This window comes from Streptomyces sp. A1277, assembly GCF_004795015.1.
Lineage (GTDB): Bacteria > Actinomycetota > Actinomycetes > Streptomycetales > Streptomycetaceae > Streptomyces.
Window position 1 is genome coordinate 22,185 of the sequence record NZ_SSBI01000063.1, and the last position, 15,822, is coordinate 38,006.

Annotated in this window: 16 protein-coding genes; 10 read left to right on the forward strand and 6 right to left on the reverse strand. The window is 72.3% G+C overall.

Annotated features, from left to right (window positions below; translation table 11 throughout):
- Nucleotides 1-99: 99 nt before the first annotated feature.
- From E6R18_RS30920 to E6R18_RS30950, 7 genes are all read left to right on the forward strand, one after another.
- Nucleotides 100-1,206, forward strand: a complete 1,107-nt coding sequence (locus tag E6R18_RS30920) for an aminotransferase class V-fold PLP-dependent enzyme (protein WP_136320193.1) — start codon at nucleotides 100-102, stop codon at nucleotides 1,204-1,206.
- Nucleotides 1,207-1,525: 319 nt separating this feature from the next.
- Nucleotides 1,526-2,056 carry a diaminobutyrate acetyltransferase gene (gene ectA, locus E6R18_RS30925; protein WP_276607277.1) on the forward strand — a complete coding sequence of 177 codons (531 nt, stop codon included), beginning with the start codon at nucleotides 1,526-1,528 and terminating at the stop codon, nucleotides 2,054-2,056.
- 86 nt (nucleotides 2,057-2,142) lie between these two features.
- Nucleotides 2,143-3,405 carry a diaminobutyrate--2-oxoglutarate transaminase gene (gene ectB, locus E6R18_RS30930; protein WP_136320195.1) on the forward strand — a complete coding sequence of 421 codons (1,263 nt, stop codon included), beginning with the start codon at nucleotides 2,143-2,145 and terminating at the stop codon, nucleotides 3,403-3,405.
- Between the two features lie 66 nt (nucleotides 3,406-3,471).
- A complete protein-coding gene (locus E6R18_RS30935) occupies nucleotides 3,472-3,870 on the forward strand; it encodes an ectoine synthase (RefSeq protein WP_018553312.1) in 399 nt (132 codons plus the stop codon).
- A 4-nt stretch (nucleotides 3,871-3,874) separates the two neighbouring features.
- The gene (gene thpD, locus E6R18_RS30940) at nucleotides 3,875-4,768 is read left to right on the forward strand and encodes an ectoine hydroxylase (protein WP_136205940.1); all 894 of its coding nucleotides are present in this window, start codon (nucleotides 3,875-3,877) and stop codon (nucleotides 4,766-4,768) included.
- A gap of 181 nt (nucleotides 4,769-4,949) precedes the next feature.
- Nucleotides 4,950-5,831 (forward strand): hypothetical protein, encoded by an 882-nt coding sequence (locus tag E6R18_RS30945; RefSeq protein WP_136320196.1) that lies wholly within the window; start codon nucleotides 4,950-4,952, stop codon nucleotides 5,829-5,831.
- An 85-nt stretch (nucleotides 5,832-5,916) separates the two neighbouring features.
- On the forward strand, nucleotides 5,917-6,942 hold the full coding sequence (locus tag E6R18_RS30950; protein ID WP_136320197.1) for a VOC family protein: 1,026 nt from the start codon (nucleotides 5,917-5,919) through the stop codon (nucleotides 6,940-6,942).
- Nucleotide 6,943: 1 nt separating this feature from the next.
- On the opposite strand, the gene E6R18_RS30955 is transcribed toward E6R18_RS30950, so the two are convergent.
- The 6 genes from E6R18_RS30955 to E6R18_RS30980 form a co-directional block, all read right to left on the reverse strand.
- Entirely contained in the window at nucleotides 6,944-8,005 is a 1,062-nt protein-coding gene (locus E6R18_RS30955; RefSeq protein ID WP_136320198.1) for an aminotransferase class V-fold PLP-dependent enzyme, read from the reverse strand.
- Nucleotides 8,006-8,107: 102 nt separating this feature from the next.
- Nucleotides 8,108-8,827, reverse strand: coding sequence for a DsbA family oxidoreductase (locus tag E6R18_RS30960; protein WP_136320199.1), 720 nt, complete (start codon nucleotides 8,825-8,827; stop codon nucleotides 8,108-8,110).
- A gap of 130 nt (nucleotides 8,828-8,957) precedes the next feature.
- The gene (locus E6R18_RS30965; protein ID WP_136320200.1) at nucleotides 8,958-9,443 is read right to left on the reverse strand and encodes a GNAT family N-acetyltransferase; all 486 of its coding nucleotides are present in this window, start codon (nucleotides 9,441-9,443) and stop codon (nucleotides 8,958-8,960) included.
- A gap of 45 nt (nucleotides 9,444-9,488) precedes the next feature.
- Complete coding sequence (locus E6R18_RS30970; RefSeq protein WP_136320201.1) at nucleotides 9,489-10,217, reverse strand: hypothetical protein; 729 nt, start codon at nucleotides 10,215-10,217, stop codon at nucleotides 9,489-9,491.
- Between the two features lie 115 nt (nucleotides 10,218-10,332).
- Nucleotides 10,333-10,944, reverse strand: a complete 612-nt coding sequence (locus tag E6R18_RS30975; protein WP_136320202.1) for a DUF1349 domain-containing protein — start codon at nucleotides 10,942-10,944, stop codon at nucleotides 10,333-10,335.
- Nucleotides 10,941-12,461: an aldehyde dehydrogenase (NADP(+)) gene (locus E6R18_RS30980; RefSeq protein ID WP_136320203.1), complete on the reverse strand. Its 1,521-nt coding sequence runs from the start codon at nucleotides 12,459-12,461 to the stop codon at nucleotides 10,941-10,943. The genes E6R18_RS30975 and E6R18_RS30980 overlap by 4 nt, the downstream gene beginning before the upstream one ends.
- A 169-nt stretch (nucleotides 12,462-12,630) precedes the next feature.
- Between E6R18_RS30980 and E6R18_RS30985 the strand changes: the two genes are divergently transcribed.
- The 3 genes from E6R18_RS30985 to E6R18_RS30995 all read left to right on the forward strand — a co-directional run bounded on the left by E6R18_RS30985 (nucleotide 12,631) and on the right by E6R18_RS30995 (nucleotide 15,688).
- Entirely contained in the window at nucleotides 12,631-13,401 is a 771-nt protein-coding gene (locus tag E6R18_RS30985; protein ID WP_136320204.1) for an IclR family transcriptional regulator, read from the forward strand.
- 108 nt (nucleotides 13,402-13,509) lie between these two features.
- Nucleotides 13,510-14,955, forward strand: a complete 1,446-nt coding sequence (locus E6R18_RS30990) for a penicillin-binding transpeptidase domain-containing protein (RefSeq protein ID WP_136320205.1) — start codon at nucleotides 13,510-13,512, stop codon at nucleotides 14,953-14,955.
- A gap of 166 nt (nucleotides 14,956-15,121) precedes the next feature.
- Nucleotides 15,122-15,688 (forward strand): SigE family RNA polymerase sigma factor, encoded by a 567-nt coding sequence (locus E6R18_RS30995; RefSeq protein WP_136320207.1) that lies wholly within the window; start codon nucleotides 15,122-15,124, stop codon nucleotides 15,686-15,688.
- Nucleotides 15,689-15,822: the final 134 nt, after the last annotated feature.

Here is a 15,822-nt window from a genome sequence, read left to right on the forward strand (position 1 = left end):
GGACGGGCCGGGGCCGGGCGGCGGGTGCTGGGTACCCTCGGAGCAGGCCCGGCACGCAGGCCGGGCGCCCACCGATCCGAACCCGAAGAGAGCACCGCCGTGACGCACCCCTTCCTCGACCTCACCCCGCTGACCGCCGCGCACTTCGCGGCGATCGAGCGGCGGGTGGCCGGTCTGCTGGCCACCGAGCAGGACGTCGTCGTCATGCAGGGCGAGGCGCTGCTCCCCCTCGAAGGCTGCATCAGGGGCGGCGCCCGGCCCGGTTCGACGGCGCTGAACGTGGTGACCGGCCCCTACGGGCAGACCTTCGGCAACTGGCTGCGCGACTGCGGGGCCGAGGTCGTCGATCTGGAGGTGCCGTTCCACACGGCCGTCACCGCCGGCCAGGTCGCCGACGCGCTGGCCGCGCACCCGGAGATCGACTTCGTCTCGCTGGTCCACGCCGAGGCGGCGACCGGCAACACCAACCCGGTCGCGGAGATCGGCGAGGTCGTCCGGGCGCACGGGGCGCTGTTCATGCTGGACGCCGTCGCGTCGGTGGGCGCCGAGCCGCTGCTGCCGGACGCCTGGGGCGTGGACCTGTGCGTGATCGGCGCGCAGAAGGCGATGGGCGGTCCGGCCGGGGTGTCGGCGGTGTCGGTGAGCGCGCGGGCCTGGGAGCGGATCGCCGCCAACCCGCAGGCCCCGCGCCGCTCCTACCTGTCGCTCCTGGACTGGAAGGAGCGCTGGATCGACGGGGGCCGCAAGGCGCTGCCGCACGCCCCGGCGCAGCTGGAGATGCTGGCCCTGGAGGCGTGCGTGGAGCGGATCGAGGCGGAGGGCCTGGACGCGCTGATGGCCCGTCACGCGGCGGCAGCGGCGGCCACCCGGGCCGGCGCGGTGGCGCTGGGCGGCGGCCTGACCCCGTACGTGCACGAGGCGCGGGACGCGGCCCCGGTGGCGACCACGCTGCGTACGCCCGAAGGCGTGGACGCCTCGGAGCTGGTGGCACGGGCGCTGGCGGGTGAGCCCTCGCTGCCGCTGATCGCGGGCGGCGGGGCGCTGTCCAAGGAGATGATCCGGGTCAATCACTACGGGGTGGATGCGACGCGGGGCGCGGTGCTGTCCTCGCTCGCGGCTCTGGGGGCGGCGCTGGCCGACGCGGGCCGGCAGGTCGATCTGGAAGCTGCCCGGAAGGCCGTTTCGGAAACCTGGCCCAGCGCATAAATCGCACTGCCATCCATAAATGCGGGGAGCTGCCTTATTCAGAGCAGCTCCCCGCATTCTTCTGCCCGCTTTCCCCGGAGCTAAACACCCCAGTTCCAAAGGGGCTCGTGGGGCGCATTCCGGTTGTGTGTGGAGAGAGTTATGAGCTTGTGACCGACTCCACGCAGTCGGCGATTTGCCCGATAAATAAGGGTCAAAACGGGAGAAAGCGCAATGGGTTCGCGCCGGTGCACGCACCCGCCTGATAACACAGTGCACCGCTCCACCCAACCCTTCGCGTCGATGCAATTTCGAAATTTGCTAGGTAAATTCAATTGCCATGACCGCCGCACCAGCAGATTTTGCAAGTGCCCGAAGCGAATTCCTCACCATCGACACTCCGCGAGTGGAGGACGGAGCCGCGATCTGGCGCATCGCCCGCGACTCCGAGGTCCTGGACCTCAACTCCTCGTACAGCTACCTGCTGTGGTGCCGTGACTTCGCGGCGACCTCCGTGGTCGCCCGCGACGAGACCGGCGCCCCGGTCGCCTTCGTGACGGGGTACATCAGGCCCGACCGCCCCGAGACGCTCGTCGTCTGGCAGGTGGCCGTCGACCACGGCCACCGCGGGACCGGCCTGGCGGCGAAGCTGCTGGACTCCCTGACCGCGCGGGTCGCCGCCGAGCAGGGCCTCGCCTCGGTCGAGACGACCGTCACCCCGGACAACACCGCATCGGACCGCCTGTTCACCTCCTACGCGCAGCGCCACGACGTGGCCCTGGAGCGCGAGGTGCTCTTCGACGGCGGCCTGTTCCCCGAAGGCACCCACCTGCCGGAAGTGCTCTACCGCATCGGCCCGTTCCACACCTGAGCAGGCACTTCCCCCGCCGGGCCGCCGGCCCGCCGCAGCCCCCCTTCACCGCCGCCCGTCACACCACCTCACGCAGGAGACCCGCTGTGACCATCACCCCGCCCGCCCTCAGTGTCTTCGAGACCCTGGAATCCGAGGTACGGAGCTACTGCCGCGGCTGGCCCGCCGTGTTCGACCGCGCCCAGGGCGCCCGGCTGACCGACGAGGACGGCCACTCGTACCTGGACTTCTTCGCCGGCGCGGGCTCGCTCAACTACGGCCACAACAACCCGGTGCTCAAGCGCGCGCTGATCGACTACATCGAACGCGACGGCATCACGCACGGCCTCGACATGGCGACCACCGCCAAACGGGCCTTCCTGGACACCTTCCAGAACGTCGTCCTGCGCCCCCGCGACCTGCCGTACAAGGTGATGTTCCCCGGCCCGACGGGCACCAACGCCGTCGAGTCGGCGCTGAAGCTGGCCCGCAAGGTCAAGGGCCGCGAGTCCGTCGTCTCGTTCACCAACGCCTTCCACGGCATGTCGCTCGGCTCGCTGGCCGTGACCGGCAACGCCTTCAAGCGGGCCGGTGCCGGCATCCCGCTGGTGCACGGCACGCCGATGCCGTTCGACAACTACTTCGACGGCCAGGTCCCCGACTTCCTCTGGTTCGAACGGCTCCTGGAGGACCAGGGCTCCGGGCTCAACAAGCCGGCCGCCGTGATCGTGGAGACGGTCCAGGGCGAGGGCGGCATCAACGTCGCCCGCGCCGAGTGGCTGCGCGCGCTCCAGGACCTGTGCCACCGCCAGGACATGCTGCTGATCGTCGACGACATCCAGATGGGCTGCGGCCGCACCGGCGGCTTCTTCTCCTTCGAGGAGGCCGGCATCACGCCGGACATCGTGACGCTGTCGAAGTCCATCAGCGGCTACGGACTGCCCATGGCCCTGTGCCTGTTCAAGCCGGAGCTGGACATCTGGGAGCCGGGCGAGCACAACGGGACCTTCCGCGGCAACAACCCGGCGTTCGTCACCGCGGCCGCCGCGCTCGACGCCTACTGGGCGGACGGCCAGATGGAGAAGCAGACGCTGGCCCGGGGCGAGCAGGTCGAGCAGACGATGCTGGCCATCTGCGGCGAGCACGACACCGCGCGCTTCCGCGGCCGCGGCCTGGTCTGGGGCCTGGAGTTCGACGACCCGACCCGCGCGTCGGCCGTCTGCGCCCGCGCGTTCCAGCTGGGGCTGCTGCTGGAGACCTCGGGCCCGCAGAGCGAGGTCGTGAAGCTGCTGCCGCCGCTCACCATCACGCCGGAGGAGCTGGACGAGGGCCTGCGCACGCTGGCCCGCGCCGTCCGCGAGACCGCCTGATCCCGGGGGCCGCCGAGGCGGCCCCCGCACACAACACCGTCGTAGAGAGAAAGGCACCGAGCCACCGTGATCGTCCGATCGTTCGCCGACATCGAGAACACCGACCGGCATGTGAAGGCCGCGTCCGGCACCTGGGAGAGCAAGCGCATCGTGCTCGCCCAGGAGAAGGTCGGCTTCTCGCTCCACGAGACCACGATGTACGCCGGCACCGAGACGTCGATGTGGTACGCCAACCACATCGAGGCGGTCCTGTGTGTGGAGGGCGAGGCCGAGCTGACCAACGACGAGACCGGTGAGAAGCACTGGATCACGCCGGGCACGATGTATCTGCTCAACGGCCACGAGCACCACACGATGCGTCCCAAGACGGACTTCCGCTGCGTCTGCGTCTTCAACCCGCCGGTCACCGGACGGGAGGAGCACGACGAGAACGGTGTCTATCCACTGCTGACCGAGGAGGGCTGACCCCATGACCACCGACGTACGCACCGACCTGTACCCCTCGCGCGGCGCCGCCGAGATGACCACTCCCCGCCAGGACCCGGTCATCTGGTCCGCGCCGGGCGCGCCGGGTCCGATCACCGCCAAGGAACTGCAGGGCTACGAGCACGACGGCTTCCTCACCGTCGAGCAGCTGATCGCCCCGGACGAGGTGGCCGGCTACCACGCCGAACTGGAACGGCTGATCGCCGATCCGGCCGTACGCGCCGACGAGCGCTCGATCATCGAGCCCAAGTCGCAGTCCGTACGGTCGGTCTTCGAGGTCCACCGGATCAGCGAGGTCTTCGCCCGGCTGGTCAGCGACGAGCGGGTGGTGGGCCGGGCCCGCCAGATCCTCGGCTCGGACGTCTACGTCCACCAGTCGCGGATCAACGTCAAGCCCGGTTTCGGTGCCTCGGGGTTCTACTGGCACTCGGACTTCGAGACCTGGCACGCCGAGGACGGTCTGCCGAACATGCGGACGGTGTCCGTGTCGATCGCGCTGACCGAGAACCACGACACCAACGGCGGGCTGATGATCATGCCCGGCTCGCACAAGTCGTTCCTCGGCTGCGCGGGCGAGACGCCGAAGGACAACTACAAGAAGTCGCTCCAGATGCAGGACGCCGGCACCCCGTCCGACGAGGCGCTGACGAAGATGGCCGACCGGCACGGCATCAGGCTCTTCACGGGCAAGCCGGGTTCGGCCACCTGGTTCGACTGCAACGCGATGCACGGCTCGGGCGACAACATCACCCCGTACCCGCGCAGCAACGTGTTCATCGTGTTCAACAGTGTGGAGAACACGGCCCAGGAGCCCTTCGCGGCTCCGGTCCGCCGCCCGGAGTTCATCGGTGCGCGCGACTTCACGCCGGTGAAGTAGGTTCCCCGAACGGCCTGTTGGGGCGGTACGCGGCTGCGCGCACCGCCCCTTCGGCGTGATCACCGCACACCGGTAATCCCCGGGGCCGCCCCCGGACGCCCCATTAGAATCATGGGATTCGGAATGTGTGTTGGGGGGAACCATGGCGCGACGGACCGGTCAGGGCGAGCGCCTTCGACGGGTGTCCGAACGGCGACGGAGCACGGACGGCCCGCAGGCCGAGCGGAATTCGGCCCGTGCGGTCATCACGGCGTCGGTGCTGGCCGGGGTGTCCGCCGTGATCGTCGGCCTCATCACCGGCCTGGGCAGCACGCTCCAGGACGCCGTCACGGACGCGCTGAGCGGTGACGGGAAACCGGCCGCCGCCGCGCCGCAGGACGGGACATCAGCGGCCCCGGCCTCGCCGCGCCCGGAACCGGCGGTGCCGGTCAAGGTGGCGGTCATACCGGAGGGGGGCGGCACTTTCCTCGTCTCCGAGCACCGTGTGTCGGGCGCCGCGGACACGTACGCGGTGACCCATGGGGATGTGGCTCCGGAGGAATGGAACAGCCTGCTGCGGAGGATCAGGGCCACGTCGATCAACAAGACCGCGTACAAGATCGCCGTCACCAATGTCTCCTCCTCCCCGGTCCGGGTCGTGGACGTCGTCCCCGTGATCACGCGCCGCTCCGGGGCACTCCGCGCCACGATGATCGAACCCCTCGGAGGCGAGGCCGAGGACAGCGTTCCGGTCCAGCTGGACCTGGACAAGCGGTCTCCCGCGTTCACCCAGGCCGGAAAGCCGTACTTCAGCCGCACGTCACAGGTCCTCAAGGCGGGAGAGGGCTTCGTCATGGCGGTGGAGGCGAAGCTCCTGGGCAAGGAGTACGTCGAGTACCACCTGAGGGTGGACTACCTCGACGCGAAGGGCGAGCAGCGCTCGCTCCAGGTGAAGGAGCCCGATACCCCCGTCGGCGTCTTCCGGGTCTCCGGCTTGGTCGACGACACGGAGTACGCCGACTTCTGGGGCCCGGACGAGGAGGGGCGGGGACGGCGGCTGTACAGCCGGGAGGAACGGAATTGACCGGTCCCGGGCCGACCGCTCGCGGGGCCCGGCACCGGATTCAACTCGCTGGACGGCGGCACGGTTCGGCGGCGACAGTGGGCGAATGACCTCTCACATACATCACGTCACCGTCGACTGCGTGGACGCCTACGAGCTCGGATCGTTCTGGGCGCAGGTGCTGGGCGGAGCGCTTGCCGACGACGACTTTCCCGGTGATCCCGAGGCGCTGCTCGAAACGCCCGGCGCGGCTCTCCTGTTCGTCACCGTGCCCGACAAGAAGCAGACCAAGAACCGCGTCCACCTGGACGTCCAGCCCCAGGACCGCACCCGGGACGAGGAGGTCGAGCGGCTGCTGGCCCTCGGCGCCACCCTGGTCGCCGACCACCGCAAGCCGAACGGCCGCGGCTGGGTGACCCTGGCCGACCCGGAGGGCAACGAGTTCTGCGTGGAGTGCGGCGCGGCCGAACGGGCGGCGCTCACCGGTAGGCGGCTGCCGGTCACCGCCGACGACGTGACCGAGGCGGTCCGGCTGACGGTCGACGCCCTCGCCGCCGCCGCGGACGCCGACTGGCGCGTCCCGGCCGGCACGCTGCGCTGGGACTGCTGGGAGACCGCGGAGCACCTGAGCGACGACCTGTTCGCGTACGCCGTCCAACTGGGCCCGCGCACGCCGCTGCTGGAGACCGAGGTGCCCTACCGCTGGGCCCCGCAGCGCGACGGGGGCCCGTGGAACGCGGTCTTCGCGGACCCGGAGGCCGGCACGGCGGGACTGCTCCAGACCCTGGAGGCGAGCGGCGCGCTGCTGTCCGCGATGGTCCGCACGGCCGCCCCTGACGTCCGCTCGTACCACGGGTACGGGGTCTCCGACCCGGAGGGCTTCGCGGCCATGGGCGTCGTGGAGACCCTGGTGCACGCCCATGACATCGCGTCGGGCCTGGGCGTCTCCTGGGAGCCGCCCGCCGCCCTGTGCGACCGGGTGCTGGCCCGGCTCTTTCCCGAAGCGCCGGACGACGCGGACCGGTGGGCCGTACTGCTCTGGTCCACCGGCCGCGGAGACCTGCCGGGCCGCGAGCGCGTCACCTCGTGGAAGTGGCACGGCGCCCCGCTGGAGGACGGCCCGCAGGACTGAGTCAGCCGGCGAGCACGTCCAGGGCGCGGTCCACGTCCGCCTCGGTGTTGTAGAGGTGGAAGGACGCCCGCAGGTTGCCGGCCCGGCCGGCGACCATCACCCCGGCCCGCTCCAGCTCCGGTGCCCGGCCGCCGAGGCCGGGCACCGCGACGACGACGGTGTCCGCGGGGACGGTGGGGTGCCCGAGGGCGGCCACGCCTGAGCGGAAGCGGTCCGCGAGCTTCAGGGCGTGGTCGTGCAGCGCCTCGACGCCGATCTCGTGGAGCAGCGCGAGGGACTGCTCGGCCCCGTGGTACGAGAGGAAGGCGGGCGGCTCGTCGTAGCGGCGGGCGTCCGGGGCGAGCTTGGTGACCGGCCCGTAGGTGCTGCCCCACGGGTCCTCGGCCGCGACCCATCCGGCGAAGACGGGCGCCAGGCCCTCCTGCGCCTCCTCGGTGACGGTGAGGAACGACGTACCCCTGGGGCAGAGCAGGTACTTGAAGCCCGCGGTGACCGTGTAGTCGTACGCCCCGGCGTCCAGCGGCAGCCAGCCGGCCGACTGGGTGGCGTCCAGCAGGGTCCGGGCGCCGTGGGCGGCCGCCGCGGCCCGGACCGCGTCCAGGTCCGCGCGCCGGCCGTCGGCGGACTGCACCGAGGAGAAGGCGACCAGCGCGGTCCCGGGGCGCACGGCGTCGGCCAGTTCCTCCAGCGGCGCGTACCGCACGGTGAGGTCGCCCCGGACCGCGAACGGGCTGACGACCGAGCTGAACTCGCCCTCGGGCGCCAGGACTTCGGCCCCCGGCGGCAGCGAGGACGCGATCAGCCCGACGTGGCCGGCGACCGAGCTGCCGACGGCGACCCGGCCGGCCGCGACCCCGGCGATCCGGGCGAACCCGTCCCGGGCCCGGTCCACCGCCCCGAAGTCCCCCGACCCGGCCCTGCTGCCACGGGCGTTCTCCTCGACGAGGGCCTTCACGGCGTCCACGGTGCGGCGGGGCAGCAGCCCGCAGGTGGAGGTGTTGAGGTAGGTGGTCTCCGGCGCGAACTCGTCGGCCACGACACGGCTGAGCGAAGACGTCATCATGCGCCCAGCCTGGCGCCTCCCCGACCTTGGGTCAATTGACAAAATTTCACGGAAAAACCCAAGCAATGCTTATGTGTCGGGGCTGCCACGGGTCCACGTGGGTCAGGCGGTCCCGGCCGCGCCGGGGACCTCGCACGCGCCGTCGGCGTCGCAGGCTGCGGCGTCACCGCCGGACGCGGTCACCGGGCGGTCCTTCCACGCCTGTTCCAGCGCCTGGGCGAAGACCTCGGCGGGCTGGCCGCCGGAGATGCCGTAGCGCCGGTCGAACACGAAGAACGGCACGGCGTTGGCGCCCAGCTCGGACGCCTCCTGCTCGTCGGCCCGCACCTCGGCGGCGTACGCCTGCGGGTCGGCGAGCACCGCGCGCGACTCCTCGGCGTCGAGACCGGCCTCGACGGCCAGTTCCACGAGTACCGCCTCGTCGAAGACGGAACGGTCCTCGGCGAAGTTCGCCCGGTAGGCGAGCGTCAGCAGCTCGTCCTGGCGGCCGCGCGCCTTGGCCAGGTGCAGCAGCCGGTGGATGTCGAACGTGGAGCCGTGGTCCCGGCCCTCGGTGCGGTAGCCGAGGCCCTCGGCCTGTGCGTTGGCCGCGACGTTGGCCTCCATCGAGCGGGCCTCCTCGGGGGTGCGCCCGTACTTCTGCGCCAGCATGTCGATGACCTGCTCGGTGTCGCCCTTGGCACGCCCGGGGTCGAGCTCGAAGGACCGGTGCACCACCTCGACCTCGTCGCGGTGGGCGAAGCCCGCGAGGCCCTTCTCGAAGCGGGCCTTGCCGATGTAGCACCACGGGCAGGCGATGTCGCTCCAGATCTCGACGCGCATGACTCTTCTTCTCTCCGGACTCTCGGGCGGCTGCTCACACAGCGCGGAGGCACCCTCCGCTCCCCGCGCCAACGCACACGCGGCCCGTCTCATTCCCCGGACCGCGCGCCTGCCGGGAACGGTCTCCCGCTCAGCCCTGCCCGGCCGGCGGCACCGCGAGGCGCAGGACCAGGTGGTCGCCCGCGCGGGGGTTGTCCGGGTCGGAGGTCCAGCCGCAGGCGGAGTAGAAGGCCCGGGCGCGGGTGTTGGGAGCGAAGACCTCAAGGCGGACGTCCGTCACCCCCTGCCGCTGCCAGTCGGCCAGGCACGCGAGGTGCAGGGCGCTGCCGATTCCCTCGCGCCAGTGGGCCGGGGAGACGTGGAACTGGGTGAGGTTCATGAGGCCGTCGCGCACGGAGTAGGCGGCGATGCCGACGAGGGCGCCGTCCGATTCGGCGCAGAGGACGGTGGCGCCCTCCCGGTCGATGGCGCCGGCCCAGCCGTCCCGGCTGCGGCCGACCTCTGCCTCGCCGGCGTACTCCTCCTCGGGCAGGTGGCCGCGGTAGTAGGTGGCCCGGGCCTCGGTGTGCAGGGTGACTATGGCGTCAAGATCGGCGGCGGTAGCGGTACGGATCATGGAGTGAGGGACGCGCCCGCCTTTCAGCCGGTTCCCGTACGGGGCTCAGAGGGCGAACCGCTCCCCCGCGCGCCGGGCGTGCACGACGACGGAACCGGGCTCCGCCCCGCCGCGCACCAGGCGCGCCTGTCCCGCCCCGGCCGCCGTCGCCCAGCCGTCGGGCGCGACGGACAGCAGGGTGTTCTCGTCCAGGGCGACGCCCGAAGCCGCCTCGCCCCGGGCCACCGCCGCGACCAGCCGCCCGAACGTCCCCCAGGCGGATGCGTGCACCTCGACGGTGTACGGGAGGAGTCCCAGGCCGTCGCGGACCTCGATCTCCTCCAGGTCCTCCGCCGCGTCGTCGGGGCAGACGGGGACGCCCCGGTCCAGCCATCCGCCGACCAGGGCGCGGCGGGCGGCGACGACCGCGCCGGCGGAGAAGCCCGCGTAGGGCAGCGGGCGTTCGGTGATGATCCGTGCGACGGCCTCCCGTACCGGGGCGAGGGCGTCCTGATAGGCGGGGGTCAGCCCGCCGCCGACCAGTAGCCCGTCCAGCCCGTCCAGCTCCCCGGGTGCGAACACGCCGCCCTCCGGTACGAGCAGCGGGACCGGCCTGACGCCGGGGGCCACCCGCCGCAGCACGGTGGCGTAGCGGGTGAACTGCTCGGCGCCGTCCCCCTCGTCGAGGAGCAGGCATCCCACCACGCCCTCGTCCCCCACCTCGGCGAGGAACGGGCCGTAGACGAGCGGCGCGACGTCCTCGTCCCAGCCGCCGCCGATCAGATGCACACCCATGACGGTCTCTCCCCCCGCGCGCCCCGGCCTCCGGAGCCGTCTGGCAGGCTCTCACGGCCGGGCGGCGCACCGGTACGGGATTTCGCCCGTGTACGCCGCCCGGCCCGGGGGGCCGTCAGCTGCCGTCGCGGAGGTCGGCGAGGCCGGTCGGGCGGAACTCGATCCGGTCGAAGGCCACCTCGCAGCCCTCGCCCGTGGGCGACTGGGCGAGGAAGCCGATGGAGGCGGCGGCCGCCTGCTCCGGCGCGCCCAGGGCGAAGACGCGGACGAAGGTCCACTTCTCGCCATCGGCCGAGGCGTGGAATGCGAAGGCGTGGCCCGTACGGCTCAGGCGCAGCCAGTAGCTGTCGCCGTCCACGACGAAGGAGTTGACGTCGTCGGAGTGGCCGCGGGTGACGACGGTGCAGACGGTCGGGCGGTCCGGGGAGAGCTCCAGGCAGAGCTTGGCCCACTCCTGCTCGCCGACATGGAGGTAGAGGACGCCCGCGTCGAAGGCGGCGGCGAAGCCCACCCGGACCCGGGCGATCAGCTGGAAGTCGCCCTCGGGGGCGGCGCCCAGCAGCCGGGGCGCGTCGCTCACGGAGTCGAGGCTCTCACCGCCCGGCGGGACGAAGCGGTCCTGCCGGGCGCCGGCGCGGCCGGTGAGCACGCCGTTCTCGTGGCTCCAGTCGGCGGCGGGGCCGAACGGCTCCAGGGCGAAGGGGAGTCCGGGGAGTGTGGTGGTCATGCGGGTCGTCCGTTCACGCGGCGGGGCAGGCCCAGCGGGTTGTCCTCGCGCAGCTCCGGCGGGAGGAGCGCTTCGGGGGTGGTCTGGTAGCTGACCGGGCGCAGCCAGCGTTCGATGGCGGTGGCGCCGACCGAGGTGGAGGTGGAGGTGGTGGCCGGGTAGGGGCCGCCGTGGTGCTGGGCGGGGGCGACGGCGACGCCGGTCGGCCAGCCGTTGACGAGGACGCGGCCGGCGAGCGGGGTGAGCTCGGCCAGCAGCCCGGCCGCGCTGCCGGCGGCCTCCTCGGCGGCGATGTGGAGGGTGGCGGTGAGGTTGCCGGGCAGCCGGGACAGGACGGCGGTGATCTCGTCCTCGGAGGCGTAGCGGGCGACGACGGTGACGGGGCCGAAGCACTCCTCCAGGAGCGCGTCGTGCGGGCCCTCGGCGGTGAGCAGCCGGGCCGGGACGGTCAGGAAGCCGGCCGCGACGGTGTGTTCACTGCCCGCGCCGGGGGTGACGGGGGCGTGCACGTCGGGGAGCGCGGTCCGCTCGGTCACTCCGGCGAGGAAGGCGTCGCGCATCCGGTGGTCGAGCAGGACGCCGGCCTCGGAGTCGCTGACGGCCTCGGTGAGGGCCTTCAGGAAGCGGTCGCCGCCCTCGCCCTCGGGGGCCAGGACGAATCCGGGCTTCGTGCAGAACTGGCCCGCGCCCATGGTCATCGAACCGGCCAGGCCCGTACCGATCTGCTCGCCGCGCTCGGCGGCGGCCGCCTCGGTGACGACGACCGGGTTGAGGGAGCCGAGCTCGCCGTGGAAGGGGATGGGGGCCGGCCGTGCGGCCGCCGCGTCGAACAGGGCGCGTCCGCCGCGCACCGAGCCGGTGAAGCCCGCGGCGCTGACGAGCGGGTGCTTGACGAGGGCGACGCCGGCCTCGAAGCCGTGCAGGAGGGTCACGACGTCCTCGGGCAGGCCGACCCGTACGGCGGCCCGGCGCAGCACGGAGGCGCACAGCTCGGAGGTCGCGGGGTGGTCGGGGTGCGCCTTGACGACGACGGGGCAGCCGGCCGCGAGGGCGCTGGCGGTGTCGCCGCCGGGGACGGAGAAGGCGAGCGGGAAGTTGCTGGCCGCGTAGACGGCGACGACGCCGAGCGGGATCTTGTAGCGGCGCAGGTCGGGCCAGGGCGGGGTGCGGGTGGCGTCCGCGTGGTCGATGTGGATGTCGAGGAAGGCGCCCTCGTCGACGACCTCGGCGAAGGCCCGCAACTGGGCTGCGGTGCGGGCGAGTTCGCCGGTCAGCCGGGCCGGGCCGAGGGCCGTCTCGGCGTCGGCGGCCTCGATGACGTGCTCACCGGCCTCGGTGAGCAGCTCGGCCGCGGTGCGCAGGAAGGCGGCGCGCACGGTGCGGTCGGCCAGTGAGCCGCGTACGGCGTGGGCGGCCCTGACCGCGCGGTCGACCTCCTCGACTGTGGCCTCCACCGCAACCTGCTCGCGCGGGTTCCCGGTGCGGGGGTCGACGCTCCAGACTGGTGCTGCTGCCACCATGATTCCTTCCGCTGCACTGCCGCACATCAGACGCTGTCCGGTATAAGTTGTTCGGTATTCTGAACAGAGTTCCTGATCGTGAATATGAAGCGACTCTATTTCCGGGCGTTCGGTGTTGGCAAGAAGTCCCGGGGTTTCGTCGGTGGGCTGGAAGGGGCGTAGGGCGATGTCGGTTGCCGAGTCGGGTGGAGCGCAGGTCAAGTCCGCGGTACGGACGGTGGAGCTGCTGGAGTATTTCGCCGGGCGGCCCGGTATGCACTCGCTCGCCGCGGTCCAGGAGGCCGTCGGATACCCCAAGTCCAGCCTCTACATGCTGCTGCGCACCCTGGTCGAGCTGGGGTGGGTGGAGACGGACGCGACCGGCACGCGGTACGGGATCGGCGTACGGGCCCTGCTCGTCGGCACCTCCTACATCGACGGGGACGAGGTGGTCGCCGCGGCCCGCCCCACCCTGGACCGGCTCTCCGACGACACCACGGAGACCATCCACCTGGCCCGGCTCGACGGCACCAACGTGGTCTACCTCGCCACCCGCCAGTCCCAGCACTACCTGCGCCCCTTCACCCGCGTCGGGCGCCGGCTGCCCGCGCACTCCACCTCGCTCGGCAAGGCGCTGCTGGCCACCTACGGCGACGAGCAGGTCCGCAAGATGCTGCCCGAGACGCTGCCCGCGCTGACCGAGCACACCCTGACCGACCGGGAGAAGCTCATCGAGGAGCTGCACCAGATCCGCGAGCAGGGCTACGCCGTGGACCGCGAGGAGAACACGCTGGGGCTGCGCTGCTTCGGTGTCGCGGTCCCCTACCGCACCCCGGCCCGGGACGCCATCAGCTGCTCGGTGCCGGTCGCCCGGCTCACGCCCGCGCACGAACAGACGGTCAAGGACGCGCTGTTCGACGCGCGCGACCGCCTGACGCTCGCCACCCGCCGGCTCTGACGGCCGAAGGCCCCGCCCGGCGCCGGCACCCCCGCCGATGATGAGGAATCGGTGAGAAGCGGCACAACCGGGAACGAGGGACCGGTTCCCGCTCGTCCTTCCAGCGGGATGAACAAGACGATCAGGCGCGCCTCGGTCTTCTGCCTGCTGCTGGTCCTCGCCCTCCTGGGGCGGGCGACCTGGGTGCAGGCGTACCAGGCAGGGGCGCTCGCAGACGACGACCACAACCGGCGGAAGACCATCGCGCAGTACGCGCAGCCGCTGGGCGACATCATCGTGGCCGGTTCCCCGGTCACGGGCTCGAAGCGGACGGAGGGCAGCGATCTCGCGTACAAGCGGACCTACCGGCAGGGCGGCCTCTACGCGGCCGTGACCGGCTACGGCTCGCAGGCGTACGGCTCCACCCAGCTCGAAGGGATCTACAGCCGTGTGCTGGACGGCACCGACGACCGGCTGAAGAGCCCGCTGGGCGCGGTGACCGGTCAGCGGGCCGCGCCCGGTGACGTGGTGACGACGATCGACCCCGACGTGCAGAAGGCGGCGCGCGACGCGCTCGGTGACGACAAGGGCGCGGCCGTGGCGATCGACCCGCGGAGCGGACAGATCCTCGGCATGGTCTCCTCGCCTTCCTACGACCCGTCCACGATCAGCGGGACCAGCGACGGCGAGACCTGGCAGAAGCTGCTCGCCGACCCGGACAAGCCGCTGGTCAACCGGGCGATGCGGCAGCCGCTGGCGCCCGGTTCGACGTTCAAGCTGGTCGTGGCCTCCGCCGCGCTGGAGAACGGCCTCTACAGCTCGGTCGACGAGCGGACGAAGAGCCCCAGCCCGTACACGCTGCCCGGGACCACCACCCCGCTGCGGAACGAGAGCGCGTCGGCCCCCTGCGAGAACGCGTCGCTGCGCGTGGCGCTCCAGTACTCGTGCAACAACGTCTTCGGCAAGGCCGCCGCCGACCTCGGCCAGGACAAGGTGCGGGCGATGGCGGAGAAGTTCGGCTTCAACACCGAGAAGCTCGACGTGCCGGTCCGGGCCTCGAAGAGCGTGTACCCGGCAAAGATGGACAAGGCGCAGACGGCGCTCTCGGGCATCGGCCAGTTCGAGGTGACCGCCACCCCGTTGCAGATGGCGATGGTCTCCGCGGCCCTCGCCAACGGCGGCGAGCTGGCCGCCCCGCACATGGTCTCCAAGGTGACCGACGGCAAGGGCGGCACGCTGGAGGACTTCGAGGACGGCGACACGGAGCGGATCGTCTCCGCGGACACCGCCAAGCAGCTGCGCAGCGCCATGGTGACCGTCGTGGAGCAGGGCACCGGCACCAACGCCCGGATCGACGGCGCCGAGGTGGGCGGGAAGACCGGCACCGCCGAGAACGGCGTGGACAACAGCAACACCCCGTACGCCTGGTTCACCTCGTACGCGAAGTCCGGCGGCCAGGAGGTCGCGGTCGCCGTCGTCGTGGAGGACTCCGGCTCAGCCGCCTCCGAGGTCAGCGGCAACGGCCTCGCGGCCCCCATCGCCCGGAAGATGATGGAGGCGGCGCTGCGGCGGTAGCACCGGCCCCGCCGCGGGTACGTACCCGTGTCGAAGCGCTTGCGGGAGGCGCTGGTACGCTCACGCCCCGCCCTGCCCGCCCCGGGCGGCGGCGGGGATGTACCCGCACGGGACATTTCCGCACGGGCCGGGCGTGCACAGGATCGAGCGCAGGGACGAGGTAGCTGTGGGCGCAGCCGTCGACGATGCCGCCGCCGAGTTCCATGAGTTCTTCGAGGCCCACTACGCCGGACTCGCGCGCCTCGCCCACCTGCTGACGGGTGAGGCCGATGCCGCCGACGACCTCGCGGCCGACGCCCTGCTCGCGCTGTGGCACCGCTGGGACCGGGTCCGCGAGGCCGGCCACCCGGTGGCGTACGCGCGCGGGGTCGTCGCCAACCTGGCCAGGACCCGCATCCGCAGCGCGGTGCGCGAACGCCGCCGGATCGCGCTGTTCTGGGCGCCGCGCGACGGCGGGGACGGCACCGCCGAGGGACCGGACGTGCCGGCGGTGGTCGACGTCCAGGAGGCGCTGCGCCGGCTGCCGTTCCGCAAGCGCGCCTGTGTGGTGCTGCGGCACGCCTTCGACCTCTCGGAGCGGGACACCTCGCTGGTGCTGGGGATCTCGGTGGGTACGGTGAAGAGCCAGACCTCGCGCGCCGTCGCGGAACTGCAGCGGCTGCTGGGGCCCGAGACGCCCGCGGCGCGGGTCCGGGTGGCCGTCGCGGCGCAGCGCAGCGGAGGAGACCGGTGAAGGACGAGGAGCTGTCCGGGCGGCTGCGGGACGCCGCCGAGGCCCACCGCCCCGACCGGGAGCGGATGCTGGCCCGGGTCGAGCGGGGCATGGCCGCCGGCCACGGCCCGGCGCGGGCGGTGCGCCCACCGCGC

Coding starts and splice junctions, on each gene's coding strand:
- ectA (WP_276607277.1), top strand. CDS start 1,526: ATGACCGCCGCACCAGCAGATTTTGCAAGTGCCCGAAGCGAATTCCTC.
- thpD (WP_136205940.1), top strand. CDS start 3,875: ATGACCACCGACGTACGCACCGACCTGTACCCCTCGCGCGGCGCCGCC.
- E6R18_RS30950 (WP_136320197.1), top strand. CDS start 5,917: ATGACCTCTCACATACATCACGTCACCGTCGACTGCGTGGACGCCTAC.
- E6R18_RS30955 (WP_136320198.1), bottom strand. CDS start 8,005: ATGATGACGTCTTCGCTCAGCCGTGTCGTGGCCGACGAGTTCGCGCCG.
- E6R18_RS30960 (WP_136320199.1), bottom strand. CDS start 8,827: ATGCGCGTCGAGATCTGGAGCGACATCGCCTGCCCGTGGTGCTACATC.
- E6R18_RS30965 (WP_136320200.1), bottom strand. CDS start 9,443: ATGATCCGTACCGCTACCGCCGCCGATCTTGACGCCATAGTCACCCTG.
- E6R18_RS30970 (WP_136320201.1), bottom strand. CDS start 10,217: ATGGGTGTGCATCTGATCGGCGGCGGCTGGGACGAGGACGTCGCGCCG.
- E6R18_RS30975 (WP_136320202.1), bottom strand. CDS start 10,944: ATGACCACCACACTCCCCGGACTCCCCTTCGCCCTGGAGCCGTTCGGC.
- E6R18_RS30985 (WP_136320204.1), top strand. CDS start 12,631: ATGTCGGTTGCCGAGTCGGGTGGAGCGCAGGTCAAGTCCGCGGTACGG.
- E6R18_RS30990 (WP_136320205.1), top strand. CDS start 13,510: ATGAACAAGACGATCAGGCGCGCCTCGGTCTTCTGCCTGCTGCTGGTC.